The 21,118-nt window shown below is 59.7% G+C and carries 18 protein-coding genes; 7 read left to right on the forward strand and 11 right to left on the reverse strand.

Translation table 11 applies throughout. The features are described 5' to 3' along the window. Positions 1–129 precede the first annotated feature (129 nt). The 4 genes from KGB03_RS09575 to KGB03_RS09590 all read left to right on the forward strand — a co-directional run bounded on the left by KGB03_RS09575 (position 130) and on the right by KGB03_RS09590 (position 3,522). Complete coding sequence (locus tag KGB03_RS09575) at positions 130–939, forward strand: MetQ/NlpA family ABC transporter substrate-binding protein (protein ID WP_218536797.1); 810 nt, start codon at positions 130–132, stop codon at positions 937–939. Between the two features lie 2 nt (positions 940–941). Beyond that, on the forward strand, positions 942–2,063 hold the full coding sequence (locus KGB03_RS09580) for a methionine ABC transporter ATP-binding protein (protein ID WP_223526906.1): 1,122 nt from the start codon (positions 942–944) through the stop codon (positions 2,061–2,063). Next, positions 2,053–2,697 carry a methionine ABC transporter permease gene (locus KGB03_RS09585; RefSeq protein ID WP_111449497.1) on the forward strand — a complete coding sequence of 215 codons (645 nt, stop codon included), beginning with the start codon at positions 2,053–2,055 and terminating at the stop codon, positions 2,695–2,697. The genes KGB03_RS09580 and KGB03_RS09585 overlap by 11 nt, the downstream gene beginning before the upstream one ends. A gap of 195 nt (positions 2,698–2,892) precedes the next feature. Further along, positions 2,893–3,522 carry a class I SAM-dependent methyltransferase gene (locus KGB03_RS09590; RefSeq protein WP_223526907.1) on the forward strand — a complete coding sequence of 210 codons (630 nt, stop codon included), beginning with the start codon at positions 2,893–2,895 and terminating at the stop codon, positions 3,520–3,522. A 40-nt stretch (positions 3,523–3,562) separates the two neighbouring features. On the opposite strand, the gene KGB03_RS09595 is transcribed toward KGB03_RS09590, so the two are convergent. The 4 genes from KGB03_RS09595 to KGB03_RS09610 form a co-directional block, all read right to left on the reverse strand. Beyond that, positions 3,563–5,818 carry a glycoside hydrolase gene (locus tag KGB03_RS09595; protein ID WP_223526908.1) on the reverse strand — a complete coding sequence of 752 codons (2,256 nt, stop codon included), beginning with the start codon at positions 5,816–5,818 and terminating at the stop codon, positions 3,563–3,565. A 100-nt stretch (positions 5,819–5,918) separates the two neighbouring features. Further along, the gene (locus KGB03_RS09600) at positions 5,919–8,972 is read right to left on the reverse strand and encodes an efflux RND transporter permease subunit (RefSeq protein WP_223526909.1); all 3,054 of its coding nucleotides are present in this window, start codon (positions 8,970–8,972) and stop codon (positions 5,919–5,921) included. Beyond that, complete coding sequence (locus tag KGB03_RS09605; RefSeq protein ID WP_223526910.1) at positions 8,969–10,036, reverse strand: efflux RND transporter periplasmic adaptor subunit; 1,068 nt, start codon at positions 10,034–10,036, stop codon at positions 8,969–8,971. The genes KGB03_RS09600 and KGB03_RS09605 overlap by 4 nt, the downstream gene beginning before the upstream one ends. Then, entirely contained in the window at positions 10,033–11,136 is a 1,104-nt protein-coding gene (locus KGB03_RS09610; RefSeq protein ID WP_223526911.1) for an efflux RND transporter periplasmic adaptor subunit, read from the reverse strand. Before KGB03_RS09610 ends, KGB03_RS09605 begins: the two co-directional genes overlap by 4 nt. A 157-nt stretch (positions 11,137–11,293) precedes the next feature. Between KGB03_RS09610 and KGB03_RS09615 the strand changes: the two genes are divergently transcribed. Beyond that, the gene (locus KGB03_RS09615) at positions 11,294–12,490 is read left to right on the forward strand and encodes an AAA family ATPase (protein ID WP_218536789.1); all 1,197 of its coding nucleotides are present in this window, start codon (positions 11,294–11,296) and stop codon (positions 12,488–12,490) included. Positions 12,491–12,976: 486 nt separating this feature from the next. On the opposite strand, the gene KGB03_RS09620 is transcribed toward KGB03_RS09615, so the two are convergent. The 4 genes from KGB03_RS09620 to KGB03_RS09635 all read right to left on the reverse strand — a co-directional run bounded on the left by KGB03_RS09620 (position 12,977) and on the right by KGB03_RS09635 (position 17,049). Then, entirely contained in the window at positions 12,977–13,759 is a 783-nt protein-coding gene (locus tag KGB03_RS09620; protein ID WP_010464830.1) for a MetQ/NlpA family ABC transporter substrate-binding protein, read from the reverse strand. Between the two features lie 254 nt (positions 13,760–14,013). Continuing rightward, positions 14,014–14,943, reverse strand: a complete 930-nt coding sequence (locus tag KGB03_RS09625) for a sigma 54-interacting transcriptional regulator (RefSeq protein ID WP_192409792.1) — start codon at positions 14,941–14,943, stop codon at positions 14,014–14,016. A gap of 71 nt (positions 14,944–15,014) precedes the next feature. Then, on the reverse strand, positions 15,015–15,596 hold the full coding sequence (locus KGB03_RS09630) for an alpha/beta hydrolase (protein ID WP_218536788.1): 582 nt from the start codon (positions 15,594–15,596) through the stop codon (positions 15,015–15,017). A gap of 379 nt (positions 15,597–15,975) precedes the next feature. After that, complete coding sequence (locus KGB03_RS09635) at positions 15,976–17,049, reverse strand: fatty acid desaturase (protein WP_223526912.1); 1,074 nt, start codon at positions 17,047–17,049, stop codon at positions 15,976–15,978. A 100-nt stretch (positions 17,050–17,149) separates the two neighbouring features. Here KGB03_RS09635 and KGB03_RS09640 point away from each other — a divergent pair, with 100 nt between their 5' ends. Further along, positions 17,150–18,154, forward strand: a complete 1,005-nt coding sequence (locus tag KGB03_RS09640; protein ID WP_223526913.1) for an AraC family transcriptional regulator — start codon at positions 17,150–17,152, stop codon at positions 18,152–18,154. A gap of 141 nt (positions 18,155–18,295) precedes the next feature. Here KGB03_RS09640 and KGB03_RS09645 read toward each other — a convergent pair whose 3' ends face one another. Both KGB03_RS09645 and KGB03_RS09650 read right to left on the reverse strand, forming a co-directional pair. Further along, positions 18,296–18,661 (reverse strand): response regulator, encoded by a 366-nt coding sequence (locus KGB03_RS09645; RefSeq protein WP_111449508.1) that lies wholly within the window; start codon positions 18,659–18,661, stop codon positions 18,296–18,298. A 70-nt stretch (positions 18,662–18,731) separates the two neighbouring features. Next, positions 18,732–19,418, reverse strand: coding sequence for a Crp/Fnr family transcriptional regulator (locus tag KGB03_RS09650; RefSeq protein WP_223526914.1), 687 nt, complete (start codon positions 19,416–19,418; stop codon positions 18,732–18,734). Positions 19,419–19,502: 84 nt separating this feature from the next. On the opposite strand from KGB03_RS09650, the gene KGB03_RS09655 reads away from it, so the two are divergent. Next, positions 19,503–20,021 (forward strand): DUF962 domain-containing protein, encoded by a 519-nt coding sequence (locus KGB03_RS09655; protein ID WP_218536783.1) that lies wholly within the window; start codon positions 19,503–19,505, stop codon positions 20,019–20,021. Between the two features lie 106 nt (positions 20,022–20,127). On the opposite strand, the gene KGB03_RS09660 is transcribed toward KGB03_RS09655, so the two are convergent. Beyond that, positions 20,128–21,117: a sulfate/molybdate ABC transporter ATP-binding protein gene (locus KGB03_RS09660; protein ID WP_102616212.1), complete on the reverse strand. Its 990-nt coding sequence runs from the start codon at positions 21,115–21,117 to the stop codon at positions 20,128–20,130. Position 21,118 lies beyond the last annotated feature (1 nt).

Consider the following 21,118-nt stretch of genomic DNA (forward strand, 5'->3'; position numbering starts at 1 on the left):
ACCGCCGCTCCCACAGGGATTGTGTGAACACCCGAAAACACTGTGGGAGCGGCGGTGCGACGATTCGACTTGCTCGCGAAGAGGCCCGACCCAACACCACACAACTATGCACTGACTGGAAAACCCATCATGAAAAAGACCTGCCTCTCCCACCCAGTCAAAGCACTGGCCCTGGCCCTCGGCCTTTTCAGCTCCATCACCTTCGCCGCCGACGCGCCGCTGAAAGTCGGCACCACCGCCGCTTTCGCCATTCCCCTGGAAGCCGCCGTCGAAGAAGCCAGGAAACAAGGCCTGCAAGTCGACCTGGTGGAGTTCAGCGACTGGATCGCGCCCAACGTCAGCCTCGCTGCCGGCGACATCGACGTGAACTACTTCCAGCACGTCCCGTTCCTGGAAAACGCCAAGGCCGCCGCCGGTTTTGATCTGGTGCCGTTCGCACCGGGGATCATCAACAACGTCGGCCTCTACTCGAAGCAATACAAAAGCTTCGACGAACTGCCGGAAGGCGCCAGCGTTGCGATTGCCAATGACCCGATCAACAGCGGCCGTGGCTTGCAACTGCTGGCCAAGGCCGGGCTGATCACCCTCAAACCGGGTGTCGGCTACAAGGCCACCGAAGAAGACATCATTGCCAATCCGAAGAAGATCAAAATCCTGCAGGTCGAAGCCGTGCAACTGGTACGCGCCTATGACGACGCCGATCTGGTCCAGGGCTACCCGGCCTACATCCGCTTGTCAAAGACCTTCGATGCCGGCTCCGCCCTGCTGTTCGACGGCCTGGATCACAAGGAATACGTGATTCAGTTCGTGATCCAGCCGAAAAGCAAAACCGACCCGCGCCTGATCAAATTCGTCGACATTTACCAGCATTCGCCGGCCGTTCGTGCCGCGCTGGATAAAGCCCACGGCAAGCTCTACCAAGCCGGTTGGGAAAGCTGAATATGACGGCAGCCACGCAACTGCGACTGGAGATTCCAGAGCTCAAAAACGCTGAACAAACGGAACTGCACCCGAACCTGAACCGTGCTCACGTGCGCTTCATCGGCCTGGGCAAAACCTACAACGGCCAGCAAGGTCCGGTCGCCGCGCTGCACGGCATCGACCTGGCGATCCAGCGCGGCGAGGTATTCGGCATCATCGGCCGCAGCGGCGCCGGCAAGTCGTCGCTGATCCGCACCATCAACCGTCTGGAACAACCGAGCACGGGGCGCGTACTGATCGATCAGGTCGACATCGGCGAGTTCGATGAAGACCGCCTGGTGGCGCTGCGTCGGCGCATCGGCATGATCTTCCAGCACTTCAACCTGATGTCGGCCAAGACCGTTTGGCAGAACGTCGAGTTGCCGCTGAAAGTCGCCGGTGTGCCGAAGGAAAAACGCGAGCAGAAAGTCCGCCAATTGCTGGAACTGGTAGGCCTGCAAGAGAAACACAAGGCCTACCCGGCGCAGCTGTCCGGCGGGCAGAAACAGCGCGTCGGCATCGCTCGCGCCTTGGTGCATGACCCGGCGATTCTGCTGTGCGACGAAGCCACTTCGGCACTGGACCCGGAAACCACCCAATCAATCCTCGGCCTGCTGCGCGAGATCAATCAGCGCCTGGGCCTGACCATCGTGCTGATCACCCACGAGATGGCGGTAATCCGCGATATCTGCGACCGAGTCGTGGTGCTGGAACACGGTCGAATCGTCGAACAAGGGCCGGTCTGGGAAGTCTTCGGCAACCCGCAGCACGAGGTCAGCAAAACCTTGCTGGCGCCGTTTCAACACGGTTTGCCGGAAGAACTGCAAAGCCGTTTGCAGGCACACCCACAGTCCTCGGAAGCCGCTGTTGTACTTCGTTTGCGGTTCACCGGCAGCGCGAGCGACGAGCCCGACCTGGCCGCGCTGTTCAGTGCCCTCGGCGGTCGCGTGCGTTTGCTGCAAGGTGGCGTGGAACGGATTCAGGGCCATGCGCTCGGGCAATTGCTGTTGGCGGTGACCGGTTCGTCCCTCGGCGCAGAGGAATTGCGTCAACGCGCCGGCAACTGGGCGCAACAGGTGGAGGTGCTGGGTTATGTGGTTTGATCGCTTGCTGCAAGGCTTCATCGACACCTTCCTGATGGTCGGTGTGTCGTCATTGATCGCACTGCTGGCGGGTATTCCGCTGGCGGTAATCCTGGTCACCAGTTCCAAGGGCGGAATCTATGAAGCGCCAACGCTGAACCGCGCGTTGGGCGCATTCGTGAACCTGTTCCGCTCGATTCCGTTTCTGATTTTGATGGTGGCGCTGATTCCGTTTACCCGTTTGATCGTCGGCACCACATACGGCGTTTGGGCGGCGGTGGTGCCGCTGACCATCGCCGCCACGCCTTTTTTTGCGCGCATTGCCGAAGTCAGTTTGCGGGAGGTGGACCACGGGTTGATCGAAGCGGCGCAGGCGATGGGTTGCCGGCGCTGGCATATCGTTTGGCATGTGTTGCTGCCTGAGGCGCTGCCGGGGATTGTCGGGGGTTTCACGATTACGTTGGTGACGATGATCAACTCGTCGGCCATGGCCGGGGCGATTGGTGCGGGTGGACTGGGGGACATCGCCTACCGGTACGGGTATCAGCGGTTTGATAGCCAGATCATGTTGACGGTGATTGTGTTGCTGGTGGTGTTAGTGGCGGTGATTCAGTTGGGCGGGGATCGGTTGGCGCGGGGTCTCAATAAGCGTTGAGCCTGGCTGAAGTTATTAGTTGTCAGTGATACCGCTTTCGCGAGCAAGCCCGCTCCCACAATGATCGCGTCGTACACAAATCTTGTGCTCACTGCAGGTCAACTGTGGGAGCGGGCTTGCTCGCGAATGGCTGCGAAGCAGTCACCGGCTTCATGGCGTATATTCGGCAAATCCCAATTGCCTGCGCAGCCGACCATGAAACAGACCCCCACCGACCTCGAGCAGATCACCTCCACCACCCTGGGCCATTACAACTCGGTGGCTGAAAGTTTTCGCGAAGGGACTCGCGATCATGATGTCAGCCAGAACATTGCTGCGCTGCTGCGGCATATTCAGGGTGAGGCGCCGTTCGACATTCTCGATTTTGGCTGCGGGCCGGGTCGTGATTTGCAAACCTTCACGCGCATGGGCCATACCGCTGTCGGGCTTGATGGCTCGGAGAAGTTTGCGCAGATGGCCCGACAGGACAGCGGTTGTGAAGTCTGGCAGCAGGATTTCCTGAAGCTGGATTTGCCGGCCGAGCGCTTTGACGGGATCTTTGCCAATGCGGCGCTGTTTCATATCCCGACCCAAGAGCTGCCCCGGGTGTTGAAGGCGTTACACGGGGCTTTGAAACCGGGTGGTGTGTTGTTCAGTTCAAACCCTCGTGGTGAGAATCAGGAGGGCTGGAACGGGCCGCGTTATGGGGCGTACCACGATCTTGAGACGTGGCAGCAATTGCTGACGGCGGCGGGGTTTGTGGAACTGGAGCATTACTACCGGCCGGCGGGGCTGCCGCGGGAGCAGCAGCCTTGGCTGGCGAGTGTCTGGCGTAAGCCGGCGTAGCCTGTCAGAACGCAATCGCGAGCAGGTTCGCGACGGTTTTCTAACGTTGCACAGCGACTTGATAGGTTGTCACTCCCCCGTTCGCGTCAAACGCGGTGATGCTTCGATTGGCCAACTGTCGCCCATCAATCTCTCGTACGCGCACATCAAAATTCGCCACCAGCCTGGTGCCATCGGCGAACGTTGTCTGCTGCACCTGACGATCCTCAGTCAGCCAACGAAAATCTGTCATCGCCTGAGTCGCCAGACGCTCATGCAGCGGGCGGAAGAACACATCCTGACGCGCAATCGCCGGTAACCGCTGCTTCAGCGTCGCCGCACTCAGGTGATACAGCGGCGGCACGTTGTAGAGCAATTGAGTCAGCTCATTCTCGGCGCGCACATTGCTCAACTTAAGGCTGTCGAACAGCCAATGATGGGTGGTGATCACCGAGCCATGGAACACCGCCTGATAAAGCGGCAAGCGCGTTTGCGGAGCAAAGTGAACCGTGCGGTAGGGTTCCTTGAGCGGCACGGTCTTGAAGAAAACCTGCGGCTGTTCATCAGGAAACCAGCGGCCCAGGTAATAGGGCGACTTCGGATTCTTGCTCATATCCGAATCACCCCAGCCGATCACCGGTGTCTGCATTCCATGGGCAAACAGTACCCCTTGGGCCGTGGTGGCGTTGCCATCCTCGGAGCCGGTCGGTAGCTTCAACGTCTCGTTGACCCAGCGCGAGGCGTCGATGTTGCCCTCGGCATTTTGCACCTGAGTCATGGTCGCTCCCACACGGTAGCTGTCGAACAGCATGCCGGTGGCGTAGGCGTCCAGAAACCAGCTATTGAACCCGGCCTTGCTCTGTACAGCCTTGATGCGCGCCTCAAGCAATGGCCGAACACAACGCGGATCGGTGTAATGCCCCGATTGCTGAAACCCGCTTTTGAACGTCCCGGTTTCCAGCACGACCGCACATTCCTGATTGGCTCTGGAGCCCAGATGCGCAGTGGTCCAGTCCGGGTTTTCAGTGATGGTCAGCGCCGTCTCATAGGAATCATAGGGTGCCACCAGGTAACCTGCGGCAACGCCTTGACGCACCGTTTCAGGGTGCCAGAGACCACCTTCCCAACCCTCGCCAAGGCCTAACCATAATCGCGACAAGCCCGCAGCGTTCAGTTGTTCGATCGTCGTGAGTGACAAGGTATTGCCCCAGCGTTCCGGGGTTGCCATCAAAGCATCGGAGAACGCCACTGCCAGCTCTGCACGTAACACGCCGTAGCCGTCAGCCAGTTTTTGCATGTCCGGTTCGACCACAGACTGCCAGCCGCTGCGGGCCTTCTTGTTGAGCGCAGCATTGAGGCTGCGTAGCAACGTGGCTTGCTGGTAACGATCAAGCGGTGGCTCAGCCCGGGCCAGTAACTGCGAGCTTTCGCCGTCAAAACTGGAACGTAACTCGCTGGCCAGCACGCCATTACCGCGCAACTCTTTCAGCAAAGCTGGCCAGCTTCGAACATCTTCCGGTCCGAGCAGGTCGTTACCCCACAGATAAACATGACTGGCGCCCAGGAGCTTTTTGGCTTCGGGAGTCTTCAGCAGTTTGTCGCTCAAGGTTTCGTATTGCCCGGTGTCGACCAACCATTTCCGATAGCGCCTGGCACCCGCCAACAGATCGACATCACCCAACGACAGCTTGAAAGTCAGCGGTGCATTGGGCTCAAGGGAGGTGAATTGATGATGGACAGTCAGAGCAAGGGTGTTGTTTTCGGTGCTGAAGATCAGACGATTGTTGTAAGGGTTGGTCATCAGCCAGTTCAGCGTGAAGCCACCGTGATCAACGCCCCACAGCGGCAGACTCAGGTCTTGGGTGGTATTGAACGCCCCCTGATCGAGCAGAAAGGTTTGCCACAGCGGATCACCGGCAGGCACGTAACGCCCCTCGGCCAGCGGCCAGATCAGCCCTTTTCCCATAGAACTGCCAGGCTGTTTCAGAAAGCTCAGCTCCCCGGAATCACGGGCGATGATGGACAGGGACAGGTCACGCTGATCGAGGGCGGCACTGAGCGTCCAGGCGCCGTCATCCCACTGCCAGTCCATGCGATTGGCGCTTTGCTTGAGGTTGCTGACCTTATACCCGGTAACGCCCGACGAGGCTTGCACTGGCGAATGTTGTGCGGGGGTGACGCGAATCGCCAGCGTGGCGGGATCGAGTTCGACGCGCCACTGCGAATTTTCCAGCACATTGCCGGCCAGCGTCGGGGGTGAACACAACAGAGCGCCGAGCAACAGCACATAGCGCAGACAATGAGTCATCGGTGACATCGAAGCCCCTCCTCCATTTGGAAAGGGACCGTACAGCAACGCACCGGCCATGTAAGTAGGACCGTTCCCAAACGTCACTCGGGAACGATCAACGCACCAATTACTGCGCTTCTTTTTTCGGCTCGTGGATTTTGTACCAGGCCACATACAGCGCCGGCAAAAACAGCAACGTCAGCAACGTCGCAATAATAATCCCGCCAATCATCGCGTAGGCCATCGGCCCCCAGAACACTTCCCGGGCGATCGGAATCATCCCCAGGCTCGCTGCCGCTGCCGTCAGCAGAATCGGCCGGCGACGATGCTCCGTGGCTTGCACCACCGCATCCCACGGTGCATGGCCGTCCTTCTCCAGGGCGTCGATCTGCGTCACCAGAATCACCGAGTTGCGGATGATGATGCCGATCAGCGCCAGAATCCCGAGGATCGCCACAAAGCCCATCGGCGTGCCCGTCGGGATCAGCGCCAGCACCACGCCGATCAAGCCGAGCGGCGCGACGCTGGCCACCAGGAACAGCTTCTGCACGCTGTGCAACTGGATCATCAGGAAGGTCGCCATCAAAAACAGCATCAACGGCACGACCTTGGCAATCGGCCCTTGGGCCTTGCCGCTTTCCTCGACGGTACCGCCAGTGGCGACCTTGTAGCCCACCGGCAAACTGGCGGCGAATTTATCGATGTCGGGTTGGAGTTGCTTCACCAGGTCGGTCGGTTGAATCTCATCGCGCACTGCCGCCTTGATGGTGATGGTCGGTTTGCGGTCGCGACGCCAGACCAACGGCTGCTCAAGTTCATAACGTATGGAAGCGAATGCCAGCAGCGGAATCGACGTGCCGCCCGGCGTGACGATCTGCAAATTCTGCAGGGTTTCCGGGGTGCCGCGTTCGGCGTCTTCCGCACGCCCCACCACGTTGATCAGGTAGATGTCGTCATCGACCTGAGTCACTGGCGCACCGACCACAATGCTGTTCATCAGGTTGGCCACGTCTTCCGACGACAGTCCCAATTGCCGCGCCTTGTCTTGCGCGATGTCGATGCGCAGGACTTTGCCCGGTTCGTTCCAGTCGTAAATGATCTCGCCGATGTGGGTGTTTTTATCCAGTTCGGTGGCCAGGGCGATGGCGTGTTTGCGCACCTGATCGATGTCCTTGCCGCTGACCCGGTACTGAATCGGCCGCCCCACTGGCGGGCCCATTTCCAGCGCCTGGACGTAGCTGCCGATACCGACAAAATCCTTGCGCAGGCGCTCGCGCAAGCGTTGGCTAAGCGCGTTACGCGATTCCAGCCCTTTGCTGACGATCACCAATTGCGCGTAGTACGGGTTCTGCAATTGCTGGTCGAGGGGCAGGTAGAAACGGATCGCACCTTCACCGATGTAGGTGCTCCAGCGCACGATGTCCGGGTCGCCCTTGAGCGTCGCTTCGAGCTTGTCCACCGCCTTGCGGGTTTCGGCGATCGAAGCGTTTTGCGGCAGGTTCAGGTCGACGAGGATTTCCGGGCGGTCCGAAGACGGGAAGAACTGGTTCTGCACGAACTGCATGGAAAACACCGACGCCACAAACAGGGCAACGGTGATGCCGATCGCCCACCAGCGATTGCGCATGGCCCAAAGCAAGCCGTAATTGAACGACCGACCGATGCGCCCCGGTTCGGCGTCGTGAGGCTTCACGTTGGCGCTGAGGATGTGCACGCCGATCACCGGGGCGAACAGCACCGCGACAACCCACGACACGATCATGGCCACCGCGATCACCGCGAACAGCGTGAAGGTGTACTCGCCGGCCGAGCTGGCATTCAGGCCGATGGGCACGAAACCGGCCACCGTCACCAACGTACCGGTGAGCATCGGGAACGCGGTCGAGGTGTAGGCGAACGTGGCCGCCTGCTCCTTGGTATCGCCCATTTCCAGGCGCGTGACCATCATCTCTACGGTAATCATCGCGTCATCCACCAACAGCCCGAGGGCGATGATCAACGCGCCGAGGGAAATCCGCTGCATGGTGATGCCGCTGTATTCCATGAAGACGAAGACCATCGCCAGCACCAGCGGAATCGAGCAGGCCACCACCAATCCGGCGCGGACGCCGAGGCTGATAAAGCTGACGATCAGCACGATCACCACCGCTTCGAACAGCGCGCTGGTAAAGCCGCCGACGGCTTTTTCCACCACTTCGGCCTGGTCGGAAACGTTGTGCACGCCGACACCCACCGGCAGATCGGCAGTCAGGTCGTTCATGCGCTGGTGCAGCGCCTTGCCGAACACCTGGATGTTGCCGCCCTTCTTCATCGCAATGGCGAGGCCAATGGCAGGATGGCCGTTAAAGCGGAATTCCGGTGTCGACGGGTCAACATAGCCACGGCTGATGTCGGCGATGTCGGCCAAGCGATAGAAACGATCGTTGAGCCGCAGGTTGACGTTTTCCAGGTCCTTCTCGGAAGCAAACTGCCCGGACGTGCGCACGGAAATCCGCTCGGGACCGGCCTCGATGACACCGGCCGGGGTCACCGCGTTTTGCGATTGCAGGCTCTGCACCACCTGACGCTGATCGATGCCCAGCGCCGCCAGTTTGCGGGTGGAGAAATTCAGGTAGAGGACTTCATCCTGCTCGCCGACCATCTCGACCTTGCCCAGCCCCGGCACTTCGCGGATCTCGGCGCGGACTTGCTCGACGTAATCGCGCAATTGGCGCATCGACAAACCGTCGGCGGTAAAGGCGTACACCGAACCGAACACGTCACCGAATTCATCGTTGAATCCCGGCCCTTGCAGGCCTTGAGGGAAGTCGCCGCGAATGTCGTTGATCTTCTTGCGCACCTGGTACCAGATTTCCGGGATGTCCTTGGCGCTGGTGGTATCACGCAAGTTTACGAAGACCGTCGACTCGCCGGGGCGGGTGTAGCTTTTCACGTAGTCGAGCGAGTCGAGCTCTTCGAGTTTTTTCTCGATCCGGTCAGTGACCTGCTTGAGGGTTTCTTCCTGGGTCGCGCCCGGCCAGCGAGTCTGGATCACCATGGTTTTGATGGTGAACGACGGGTCTTCCTCGCGGCCCAGGTTCAGGTACGAGAAGACGCCCATCAGCAGCGCGACGAACATCAAATACCAGACAAACGACTGATGCTTGAGGGCCCATTCGGATAAGTTGAAACTCCCTTTCATTGCGGGCTGTCCTCATCGTTTTTCACTTTCTGCCCCGCTTTCAGGCTGTTCACGCCAGCACTGACCACCCGCTCGCCGGACTTCACGCCGTTGGCCAGGACCATCGTTGAGTCAGTGCGGCTGATCAGGCTGACGTCTCGCGGGGAAACGGTTTGGGTCTGCGGATCGATGACCCAGATCCGCGGTTTTCCATCGACCTCCTGGAGTGCGGTCAGGGGCAGTTCGATGCGCGGTTTGATCGCGGAGCTGAGGATCACGCTGATCGCCGTGCCCAGGCGAAACCCCGGTGGCGTGTCGGTCAGTGTCAGGCGGGCGCGACGGGTGCGGGTCGCGCTTTGCGCCTGGGGTTCGATTTCGCGAATGATGGCGGTGGTGGTGATGCTCGGGTCGAGTTGGACGGCCACCTGAAACACCACGTCTTCCGGCAACTGGTCGACCAGGGTGTCCGGCAGGTCGATCACCGCTTCCTTGATGTCCGGCTGCGCCAGGGTTACCACTTGCTGGCCGGCGCTGACGACTTGCCCGGCTTCGGCGTTCCACGCGGTGACGATGGCTTTGTGATCGGCGCGCAGTTCGACGTAGTTGAGCTGGTCCTTGGCCTGATCGACCGCAGCCTTCGCTTGATCGAGGGAGGCCTGGGTGGTTTTGAGATCGGTTTGTGCGATGTCGAGTTGCGCCTGGGCGCCCACGCCGCGATCGAACAACTCTTGCTGACGCCGGGCGTTGGCCTGGGCGTTGATGAGCTGCGCCTGGACGCTGGCCAGATCACCCTGAGCGGAGCGCAACTGGTTCTGCTGATCGGTGGGGTCGAGGGTGGCGAGCAACGCGCCCTTTTCGACTTCGGCACCGACATCGACATGACGGCTGGCAATGCGCCCCGGCACCCGGAACCCGACATTGCTTTCATACCGCGCCTGGATACTGCCGGCGAAGCGGCCCAGGCTTTCTTCGTCCAGGGACTGGACCTTGATGGACAGCACCGGACGCACAGGCTCCGGCGGCGGTTCCTTTTTCGAGCAGGCCACCAGCATCACACCGGCGCATACCAGTAACAGACGCTTCATGGCTGGGCTCCCGCGGCTAAATCCTTATAGGTGTTTTCGGCGATTTCCACCTTCACGCCAGGGTGCAGCAACTGGCCGCCGGCGATGACCACTTTTTCGCCACCCTTCAGGCCGGCGCTGATGATCACTTTGCCCGTCAAGTAGCGACCGACGGTGACGGTGTGCAGCTGTGCCTTGCCCTCGTTGTCCACCAGCCACACCGCCGGCTCGCTGAGATTTTTCGTCAGTGCCGACCAGGGCAGTTCGACCGCCGACTTGCCTGGCGTCTGGGCCGTGGCACTCACCACCGAACCGAGCTGCATGCCTTCCGGCAGTCCGTTGAGCGTGACTTTGACCTGCACCGTGCCGGTCTGCGCGGAGACGGCCGGGGTGATTTCCCGAACGGTGCCGGTGGTTTTGATCGCGGGGTTGTCGAGCAGGCTGACGACCACCGTTTTACCCTCTGGTGGCTCTGTCAGCAGCGATTCGTAGACGTTGAACACGGCGTCGCGCTCACCGTCCCGGGCCAGGCTGAAAATCGGCACGGTGGCCTGCACCACCTGGCCGACCTCGGCCTGACGCGCGGTAATCACCCCCGGCGCGTCGGCAATCAGCGCGGTGTAGCCCAGTTGCTCCCGGGCGTTGGCCAACTGCGCCTGAGCGGCAGTCAGCGCACTCTGACTGCTGCGCAAAGCGGCTTGGGCGGAATCGAACTCGCTTTGGCTGGTATAGCCCTTGGGCAGGAGTTTTTGCTGGCGAACGAAAGCGGCGGCGGTCTGTTTGACCCGGGCCTGTTCGGCAACAACCTGCGCCTGGGCCGAGTCGACGCTGGTTTGCAGGTCCTTGGGATCGAGCTTGGCCAGAACCTGTTTGGCCGAAATACGATCACCGACATCGACTGTGCGCTGGACGATCTTGCCGCCAACGCGGAACGACAGGTCGGTCTGGACCCGCGCCTGAACATCACCGGTCAGGGTCACCGTCGCCGCGTAATCCGCAGGTTTTACCTCTTGCACGAATACCCGCGGACGGTCCTTTTCGACCGGTTTTTTATCGTCACAGGCGCTCAGCAGAACAAGGAGGCTCAGGCCAACCACTGTTTTCAATCCGGGACCCACCATGCAGACTCCTTTGCATTGCACGAACGTGCCAATGGCGATACGACTGTGAGCGTAGAACAGGGTTCCAAGGGTGCGCCTCACAGTTTGAAATAAAGCCTGGCGCACGATGACGTCGACAATAAGGCAGAATCCCGCACCACGCAGCAGGAAGCTTCCCATGCTCAAAACCCTCGCGGTGGCCAATTACCGCTCGATCAATAAATTGGTGATTCCGCTGGGTCGCTTGAACCTGATCACCGGCCCCAACGGCAGCGGCAAATCCAACCTCTACCGCGCGCTGCGCCTGCTGGCGGAAACCGCTCAGGGCGGCGTGGTCAATGCGTTGGCCCGCGAGGGTGGGCTGGATTCGACCTTTTGGGCCGGCCCGGAAAACATCAGCCGACGGATGCGTAACGGCGAAGTCCCGATCCAGGCGAGCGTACGGCACGGCGCCAAACGCCTGCGCCTGGGGTTTACCGGGGAGGACTTCGGATACTCGATCAGCCTCGGACTACCCGACTCCAACGGCCACTTCATGCTACCCGGGCACAGTTCACCCATTGCGTCACGTTTCAGCCTGGACCCGCAAATCAAACGCGAATGCGTCTGGGCCGGGGCGTTTTATCGTCCGGCGAGCCTGCTGGTGGATCGCGACGGGCCTATGATCCGCGCCCGAGCCAACCGCAGCTGGGACGTGCTGGCCCAGCACACACCGACTTTTGACAGCCTGTTCGACCAGGTCGGCAGCTTGCGTACTTCGCCAGAGGTTCTGGAAATGCGCGAGTTCATCCGTCGCTGGCGCTTCTACGATCACTTTCGCAGTGACGCCGATGCCCCCGTGCGCCAACCGCAACTCGGCACCCGCACGCCGGTGCTGCACCACGACGGTCGCGACCTGGCGGCAGCCTTGCAGACCATCATCGAAATCGGCGACCCCGAGGCGCTGCAAGCGGCCATCAGCGACGCCTTCCCCGGCGCGAGACTGAACATCGAATCGCTGCCCGGTGGACGCTTTGCCATCGAGTTTTATCAGGAAGGCTTGTTGAGGCCCTTGTCGGCGGCCGAGTTGTCGGACGGGACGCTGCGCTATTTGCTGCTGGTCGCAGCGCTGCTGACGCCCAGGCCGCCGACGCTGATGGTGTTGAACGAGCCGGAGACCAGTTTGCACCCGGATCTGTTGCCGGCGTTGGCGCGGTTGATTATTCACGCTTCCGAGCAGTGTCAGGTGTGGGTGGTTTCTCATGCCCGGCGGCTGATTTCGGCGGTGCAGGAGGACCCGGAGTGCAATTGCATTGTGTTGGAGAAGACATTGGGACAGACGGGGATTGTGGGGCAGCGGATGCTGGATGAGCCGGCATGGTATTGGCCGGATTGATCTGCGCCTGACAAAAAGCATTCGCGAGCAAGCCCGCTCCCACATTTGATCGGGGACGGACACAAATCTTGACGCAAAAAACTATCCTCCGCATTTGCTGCGGCAACGGAAGACGACTATTTTTCTTTGCGCTGTAGGAAGGATCTTTTTTTCGGATTACCCCTCCAAGGATGCACAGCTTTTGGCCAGACTCCCCGGCCGAACCATCACAAGGAAGAGAAAAATGGCTGACGTAAAAATGCCACAGCGGCTGGATCCGCAGGACATCGTGAAGTTGTTGATGGCGTTGCGCAGGGCGTTGAATACGCGGGGGTAGTTAGAACCTCCCCTCACCTTAACCCTCTCCCCTGCGGGGAGAGGGCTGGGGTGAGGGGGGGTTCTAAAGCCAGACCAATGCTCGAAAATTTCCGTCCTCAAACAAAAAAACGCCGACGCTATATCAGCCGTCGGCGTTTGAAACCTTGAAGGGTTTGATGCTGCGTCGAATCAGAACGCCGGCAATACCGCGCCGCTGTACTTCTTCTCGATGAATGCTTTCACTTCCGGGCTGGTCAACGCTTTGGCCAGTTTCTGAATAGCTACGCTGTCCTTGTTGTCCGGACGAGCCACCAGGAAGTTCACGTAAGGCGAATCTGCACCTTCGATCACCAGCGCGTCTTTAGCCGGGTTCAGACCTGCTTCCAGCGCGTAGTTGGTATTGATCATGTCCAGGTCGACCTGGTCCAGGACACGCGGCAGCATGGCCGATTCCAGTTCCTTGAACTTGAAGTTGTGGGGGTTCTTGGCGATGTCTTTCGGGGTAGCCAAGGCGTTTTTCGGGTCTTTCAACTCGATCAGGCCAGCTTTCTGCAGCAGGATCAGGGCGCGGCCGCTGTTGCTGCCTTCGTTCGGGATCGCGATGGTTGCGCCGTCTTTCAGCTCAGCCAGGGTTTTGACTTTCTTCGAGTAACCGCCGAAAGGTTCGACGTGTACGCCGATCACGGTCACCAGGTTGGTGCCTTTGCCTTCGTTGAAGCTTTTCAGGTATGGCAGGGTCTGGAAGTAGTTGGCATCCAGACGCTTCTGGTCGACCTGTACGTTCGGCTGAACGTAGTCGGTGAATACTTTGATTTCCAGGTCCACGCCTTCTTTGGCGAGGGTTGGCTTGATCAGTTCCAGAATCTCGGCGTGTGGAACCGGGGTCGCCGCCACCACCAGTTTCTCGCCAGCCTGGGCCAGGCCCGCGGTCAGGGCAGCCGCCAATGCGGTGAACAACAGAACCTTTTTCATGCAGTGTCCTTATCGAAAATCACGGTCGTCATCGACGACGGCTTGTTTAGTACAGGTGCCAGTGAAGTGCTATCGCTGGCGTGACGCGGACAATACCGGGATTTTTTATTCCCGAACAATATCTTTTATTCACTTTCATATTCCATTTTGTTCATACAGCTCTAACTCACGCATCTACCCGTAGGAGCAAAGCTTGCTCGCGATTCTGGCGACGCGGTCTGTCTGGAAAACGCTATCGCGGGCAAGCCTTGCTCCTACAAGAGCGCGGTGTTTTTGAGGAGTTGTTTCAAGGCTTCTTTCTCTGCGATGGAACCATTGCCGAGGATTTGCTTCAGTTGCCGCTCAATCTGCACCAATGACGCAGGCGCTTCAGGCAGATTCAAATGCTCGGGCAAAATCTCATCGCCGGTGCTGACCAGCAACGCAAAGTGAATGACGTTCTCCAGCTCCCGGGTGTTGCCCGGCCAACTGTGTTGCTCTAACAGATGCTGCGCGGCTTCGCTGATCAGCGGCACTGGCAGGTCCAGGCGCTGGCTATAGATGCCGAGGAAATATTCGGACAGCGACAGAATATCGCCCACTCGTTCACGCAAGGCTGGCAGTTCAAGCTGGCCTTCGCTGAGGTAGTGGTAGAGCCGCTCATGGAATTTTCCAGCGGCCACCGCTTGAGCCAGGTCGATGCTGGTAGCCGCCACCAGGCGTACATCCACCGGGCTGGGTTGGTGAGCGCCGACACGGGTGACTTCGTGGTTTTCCAGCGCCGCGAGCAATTTGATCTGGATCGGCAGCGGCAAGTCGCCGATCTCATCCAGGTAGAGCGTCCCGCCGTTGGCAGAACCGAACCAGCCCGCGCGACTGCTGGCCGAACCGCTGTAACTGCCAGCGGCATAACCGAACAATTCCGCATCGGCGTAGGTCGGACTGATCGCGCCGCAGTTGACCGAGACGAACAACCCGCCACGATCACTCGCACGATGGATGTGCCGCGCGAGCAACTCCTTGCCGCTGCCGGTTTCGCCACGGATCAATACCGAGATCGAGCGCGGCGCCAATAGCTCCAGCTCCTGGCGTAACTGACGGGAACGCGGATCGACAAACACCAGCGCCTTGGCGCGAATGCTCAGGGGACTTTTTTCGGCGTCGGGGAAAGTCAGCAATGGCTGACCGAAGGCTTCAAAACTCATGGCAGACTCCCGCCCAAAACCGCCGGGAGACGGTGGGCGTTTTTAAAAAACAAAAGCAAAAAAGAAAAGGTTCAAGCGCGGCGCAGGGCGTGGTGTTCCATTCGGTTTTGCAAGCGATAGAGATAAGCAAAACCCTGCTCCCAGCGCTGGTGACCGGACTTCACATTGATGTGTCCAGCACCCGACAAAATCCCCGCCTCGGCGCCCCAGTTGCGCGCCAGCTCCATCGCACGCGGCGCGCTGACGGCGCTGTCGTTGTCGGAGCTGACAACCTGACTCGGGAACGGCAGCAGGTGGGTTGGAATCGGCGCGAAATTGCGCAGGGCCGGTGCGCAGGCCGCACGCTCGACGTCCGCCGGGGCGACCAGCAAGGCGCCGCGAACCTGACGCAAATACTGCACGGGCGCCGTGGCGGCCCAATGCGCGACAGTGATGCAACCCAGGCTATGGGCGATCAGGATCACCGGGGTGCTGTCGGCGGCAATCGCCTCAGCCAGTGCCGCGACCCAGTCTTCACGACGCGGCGTCAGCCAGTCGGCCTGTTCCACCCGCGCGCTATTCGGCAGGCTGTTCTGCCAATGGCTTTGCCAATGATCTTCTGGCGATCCTTGCCAGCCCGGCACAATCAGGTAGCGAATTGATTCGTTGCGCATGGGGGAACTCTCCTGCTGCGTGTCTGTTCCTGAGCGAGTATAGGGAGGAGAGTTATATCCGTTAAGGAATAAGAAGCTATTTATTAAGATCCATATCGAATATGCAACACGATCCATGTGGGAACGGCGGTGCGCACTTTACTGAGGACAAAAAAAGGGACCGCACCCTGCCAAGGAGACGGCCCCGGAAACTCAACATTTGATAGCGCGATGATTGGCTGTAATGGTTATCTAATAAAGGAATATTTAATTACTTTGTTAGATCCAAAACACATATATCAATCAGCGATACAGCAACCACCAAACAGCCCTGCTTGCGTCATAACGTATCGTCCTTTTGGGTCAGATTGATGACGGGCTGAGTTTCCGGACACATCGATCAAGCCTGAGCGGCACGCACCTCCTGCTCCTCTGTTGCTTCCTTGCGCACAAATCGATTCGCACGCCCAAACGTCCCGAAATCATTGAACCGCACCCCCATCTCGCGCATCACTTTATGCGCCACCGACACGGTCATCTGACGGATGTAAAACGGTTCCTTCACCACAAAATGATGAATCCCGTGCGTGCTGCCGAAGTTGAAGCAGAACGCCTGCAACGGCCACATCCACCAAGGGTTCAGCACCTGGGTCTGCTGGATCACATTGCCCGGCTCCACGTCACCGTAGTAGTGCATGTTCGAGCTGACGAAATGCAGGCAAAAGGTACGCAACACGTTCGGGCCGATGATCACCACGGCGGCGATATCGATCACCTGCATCACCGCCAAAGTAGTCGCCGACCATTCGATAGGCGTACCCAGCAGATGAGCGATGCCATTGGCCGCATGGAAGCCCAGGAACATGTACCAAGCGCCCCAATGCACCAGCGCCAGCGGCGCGTAGACCTTCAGCGCGCGCTTGATAATGCTGATCTTGTGAGCCCAGGTCCTGGCCCGCAGCATACGAATGAACGCTGACATCACGTTGTCGCCGACCATCAAAAGCCGCGCAAAACCCCAGGGTTCGCCGTTGGTAATGGCGCGCTCTTCCATGTCGGATTCTGTGCCGGAGACTTTGTGGTGATTGAGGTGCAGATGCCGACGAATCCACGGATTGATCGTGCTCGGCCGCGCCAGCCACACCAGTCCCATCATCAGGTTGTGCGGCACGCGCTGTTTGCGGAAGTACATGCTATGAATCAGATCGTGTTCCAGCTCGTGGGTCAACGAGGCAAAAAATGCGTTGAGCAACAGGCATGCCCACCACGCCATGTGCCCGGTCATGTAGAGCGTCGCCGACCCCATCATGCCGACCAGCGCGAAGGCCAGAATACCCGCGCCCAAGGCGTCCTGATGGTTGAGAATCGGGTAGCGCTGACGCAGTTCGACCCCCTTGGCCAGCACCACTTGGCGAATATGCGCTGATCGCTGAGCAACATTCAGTCGCTGGGGACTTGCAGAAGTACCGTGCATGCTTCCATCCTCTGGTTATTGATGTTCGCATCCTGCCTTGTGAGCCCTCGCAAAGCGGTAGCCGTGAACGCCAACCCGTTGACCGGAAGCGCCAATCAGTATGACTGAACCGACCTCCCTCGCCAGCTGGACCCGCGCCCTGCGCAAGCAACTCGATGCGCTGGGCCTCGACAGCACCGCCCTGTGCCAACAGGCGGGGCTCGACCCGCAACTGATGGACGACCCGAACGCCCGTTACCCGTTGTCCGGTACCACGCGCCTGTGGGAAATCGCGGTGCAAGTCAGCGGCGACCCGGCGATTGGTTTGCGGGTATCGCGCTTCGTCAGCCCCACCACGTTTCACGCACTCGGTTATGCGCTGGTAGCCAGCGGCAGTCTGCGAGAAGTGTTCGAGCGCATCGTGCGTTATCACCAGGTGGTCAGCGATGCCCTGGACCTGGAACTGACTCGCGCCGAGGACCGCTACCGTTTCCGCCTGAAAATCCCGCCTGGCAATCCAGCCCCGGCCTTCGAAGCCATCGACGCCTTCACGGCGATTTACGTACGCACCTGCCGCAATCGCCTGGGCCGCGATTACGCCCCGCTGGCTGTGTACCTGCGTCGTCCGGAACCGGTGGACCCGCATCAATGGCACAAAGTGTTCCGCTCGCCGGTGTATTTCAACGCCGATGAAGATCGATTGGAGTTCGCTCTGCTGGATTTCGACAGCCACCTGGACGACGCCAACCCGGAACTGGCCGAGCACAACGAAACCGTGCTCAAACGCACCCTCGCCCAACTCAAACCCCTGACCTGGGAACGCAAGGTTCGTGACGCCATCGAGGAGCAATTGCCGGAAGGCGAGCCCAGCGCCGAACACATCGCCCAAGCCCTGCACCTGAGTTTGCGCAGCCTGCAACGGCATCTGGCGGACGAGGGTTGTCGGTTCGATACGCTGCTCAACGAGAGTCGCGAGAACCTGGCACTGCTGCATCTGCGCGATCCGCAATGCTCATTGAGCGAGATCAGCTATCTGCTGGGATTTGCCGACACGAGCAGCTTCAGCCGCGCGTTCAAGCGCTGGACCGGGATGACACCGGGGCAATTTCGGGATGGGTTGCGGTAAAGGATCCGAGAGGTGTGGTGCCTCGTCCGGCCTCTTCGCGAGCAAGCCCGCTCCCACAGGGGAATGCATTTCAACATGTGGGAGCGGGCTTGCTCCGGGCGGCGTTCCGACGAAGGCGATAGCCCAGACATCGCAGAAACTTCAGCGCCCCCGATCCCGCCGCAATAACTTGCGCACCCGCTTCACCAGTTCACTCACGGCAAACGGCTTGAGCAGGTAATCATCTTCATGCAACTCCAGATCGCGCAGGCGATCCTCGATGCCGTCCCTGGTGGTCAGAAACAGCACCGGCGTGTCACCGAGCTTGCGGATCTGCTGCAGCAACTGCCAGCCATTGAGCCCGGGCAGCATCACGTCGAGGATGATCAGCTCGTATTCGCCAGACTCGATGAAACGGCGGCCGTCCATACCGTTGACCGCCACATCGACTGAGTAGCTTGCCTCGTTCAGACCTTTAGCCAGGAGTTTGGCGGTCTCGGGTTCGTCTTCCACTAACAGCACACGCATGGCACACCTCGATTGTCGTCATCACAGGCTAGGCGCCTTCACGTCCAAAGCCCACCCCTAATGCCGGGTTTCAGATAATCGCCAACATTTGCAACCGTTGTGCATCCAGAATCTCGATCTCGCCGTACCTGAGATTCACAATCCCCTGCCCCTGCAAGTCCTTGAGAATCTGGTTGGTGGTCTGGCGCGACAGCGAGAGCATCGACGCCAATTGTTCCTGGGGCAGTTGCAACACCCGTCGCGGCGGGTCGATTTCGCCGTAACCCTCGGCGATCATCAGCAAGCGATGAGCCAGTCGAGCGGCGGTTGGCATCAGGCTCAGCTGTTCGAGATTGATGAAGGTCAGGCGCAATTTCTGGCTCATCAGCAACGCCAGTTGCCGCCAGTACGCCGGTTGCTCATCAAGCAACCTCAGCAGCACGGTTTGCGGGATGTGCAACAGGACGCAATGACCCAGACCGAACGCATCATGAGTGCGCGGCTGACCATCAAACAGACAGATTTCGCCGAACCAGTGGGGCGACTCCACCAGGCTCAACAGCGCCTCCTTGCCCTGCTCGCTCACTGCGCCGATGCGCACCGAACCTTCGAGCACCGCGTACAGCCCGCACGGTGGATCGCCGCGTTTGAACAGCCGCTGGCCTGGCGACAACCGCCGCACCCTGGCGGCGGCCAGCAGACTATCCTGTAAAGGAACAGGTAAATGGCTGAACCACTGCCCTTTATCCAGCCGCGAACGCCAAACCTGCATGTCCATGAAAACTCCTGGAGATTGTCGCCTGCCTGACAGAGCAAAATGTGGACCCGGGGCATGATCCATCACCCAACAGGAGGAACAACAATGAAAAGCCTCGTCGACCATCTCAGTCAATACGCCGCCTACCACCGTGACCCGCGCAATATTGCCAGCCACTTTATCGGTATTCCGCTCATTGTGGTGGCGGTTGCGGTGTTGCTCTCGCGGCCCCAATGGGTCGGAGGCTGGGTTTCACCGGCGGTGCTGATTGCGCTGGCGTCGGCGTGGTTTTACTTGCGCCTGGAATTGCGCCTCGGGGTGTTGATGACCGTGTTGCTCGGCCTGTGCATTTGGGCAGGCCAGGTTCTTGCGCAGCAAAGCACGCTGATCTGGCTGGCAAGCGGCATCGGGATGTTTGTGGTGGGTTGGGCGATTCAGTTTGTCGGTCATCACTACGAAGGGCGCAAACCGGCGTTCGTCGATGATGTGACGGGGTTGATTGTCGGGCCGTTGTTTGTGGTGGTTGAGCTGGCGTTTTTGCTGGGGTTGCGGCATGACCTCAAAGAGCAGATCGAGGCGCGGGTGGGTGGTGTGCGTTTGCGACAGAAAGGCGCAGCGGCGTAAGACGCCTTCGCGAGCAAGCCCGCTCCCACAGGGTTTAGAGTTGGCCACAGATGTGTGTTCAACGCAGATTCACTGTGGGAGCGGGCTTGCTCGCGAAGCTTTTGCTTTAGAGGTTGGCGAGTTTCTGCCAGACCTTCGGCTTGAAGAACAGCGTCTCGCCTTTCGCCAACCCGATCAGGCTGTCGTGATCTTTCACCACTTCAGCTTCGATCAATTCGCTCTGGCCTTCGACCTTCAGCGTCACCCGTGTCGTCGCGCCCAACGGGCGAATATCCCGCACCTCGGCCGCGTGGTGATCCTCCAGCTCATGACGCGACAGCGACACTTCGTGAGGACGGAACAGCACATGGTTGTCGTCACCCAGATGCAGCCGGTTCGAGTCACCCAGGAAGTGATAAACGAAATCACTGGCCGGGTTTTCGTAGACGTCGCCCGGTGAGCCGATCTGCTCGATCACGCCCTTGTTCATCACCACGATGCGGTCGGCGACTTCCATCGCTTCTTCCTGGTCGTGGGTCACAAACACCGAGGTCAGGTTGATGTCCTCGTGCAGGCGTGCCAACCAGCGACGCAGTTCTTTACGGACCTTGGCGTCGAGGGCGCCGAAGGGTTCGTCGAGCAGCAGAACCTTCGGTTCCACCGCCAAGGCACGAGCCAAGGCAATACGCTGACGCTGACCGCCAGAGAGTTGTTCCGGGTAGCGATCCGACAGCCAATCCAGTTGCACCATGTTCAGCAGCTCGTGGACTTTTACCGCGATCTGGCTTTCGCTCGGGCGCTGGTTTTTCGGCTTCATGCGCAGGCCGAACGCGACGTTGTCGAACACAGTCATGTGGCGGAACAGCGCGTAGTGCTGGAACACGAAACCGACGTTGCGATCACGCACATCGTGGCCGGAGACGTCTTCACCGTGGAACACGATGTTGCCCTGATCCGGGGTTTCCAGACCGGCGATGATCCGCAGCAGCGTGGTTTTACCGCAACCCGAGGGGCCAAGCAGCGCCACGAGTTCGCCGCTTTGAATGTCCAGGCTGATGTTGTCCAGCGCCTTGAACGCGTGAAAGTTCTTGCTGACGTTACGCACTTCGATCGACATG

The sequence above is a fragment of the Pseudomonas sp. BF-B-26 genome (assembly GCF_019956495.1).
GTDB lineage: Bacteria > Pseudomonadota > Gammaproteobacteria > Pseudomonadales > Pseudomonadaceae > Aquipseudomonas.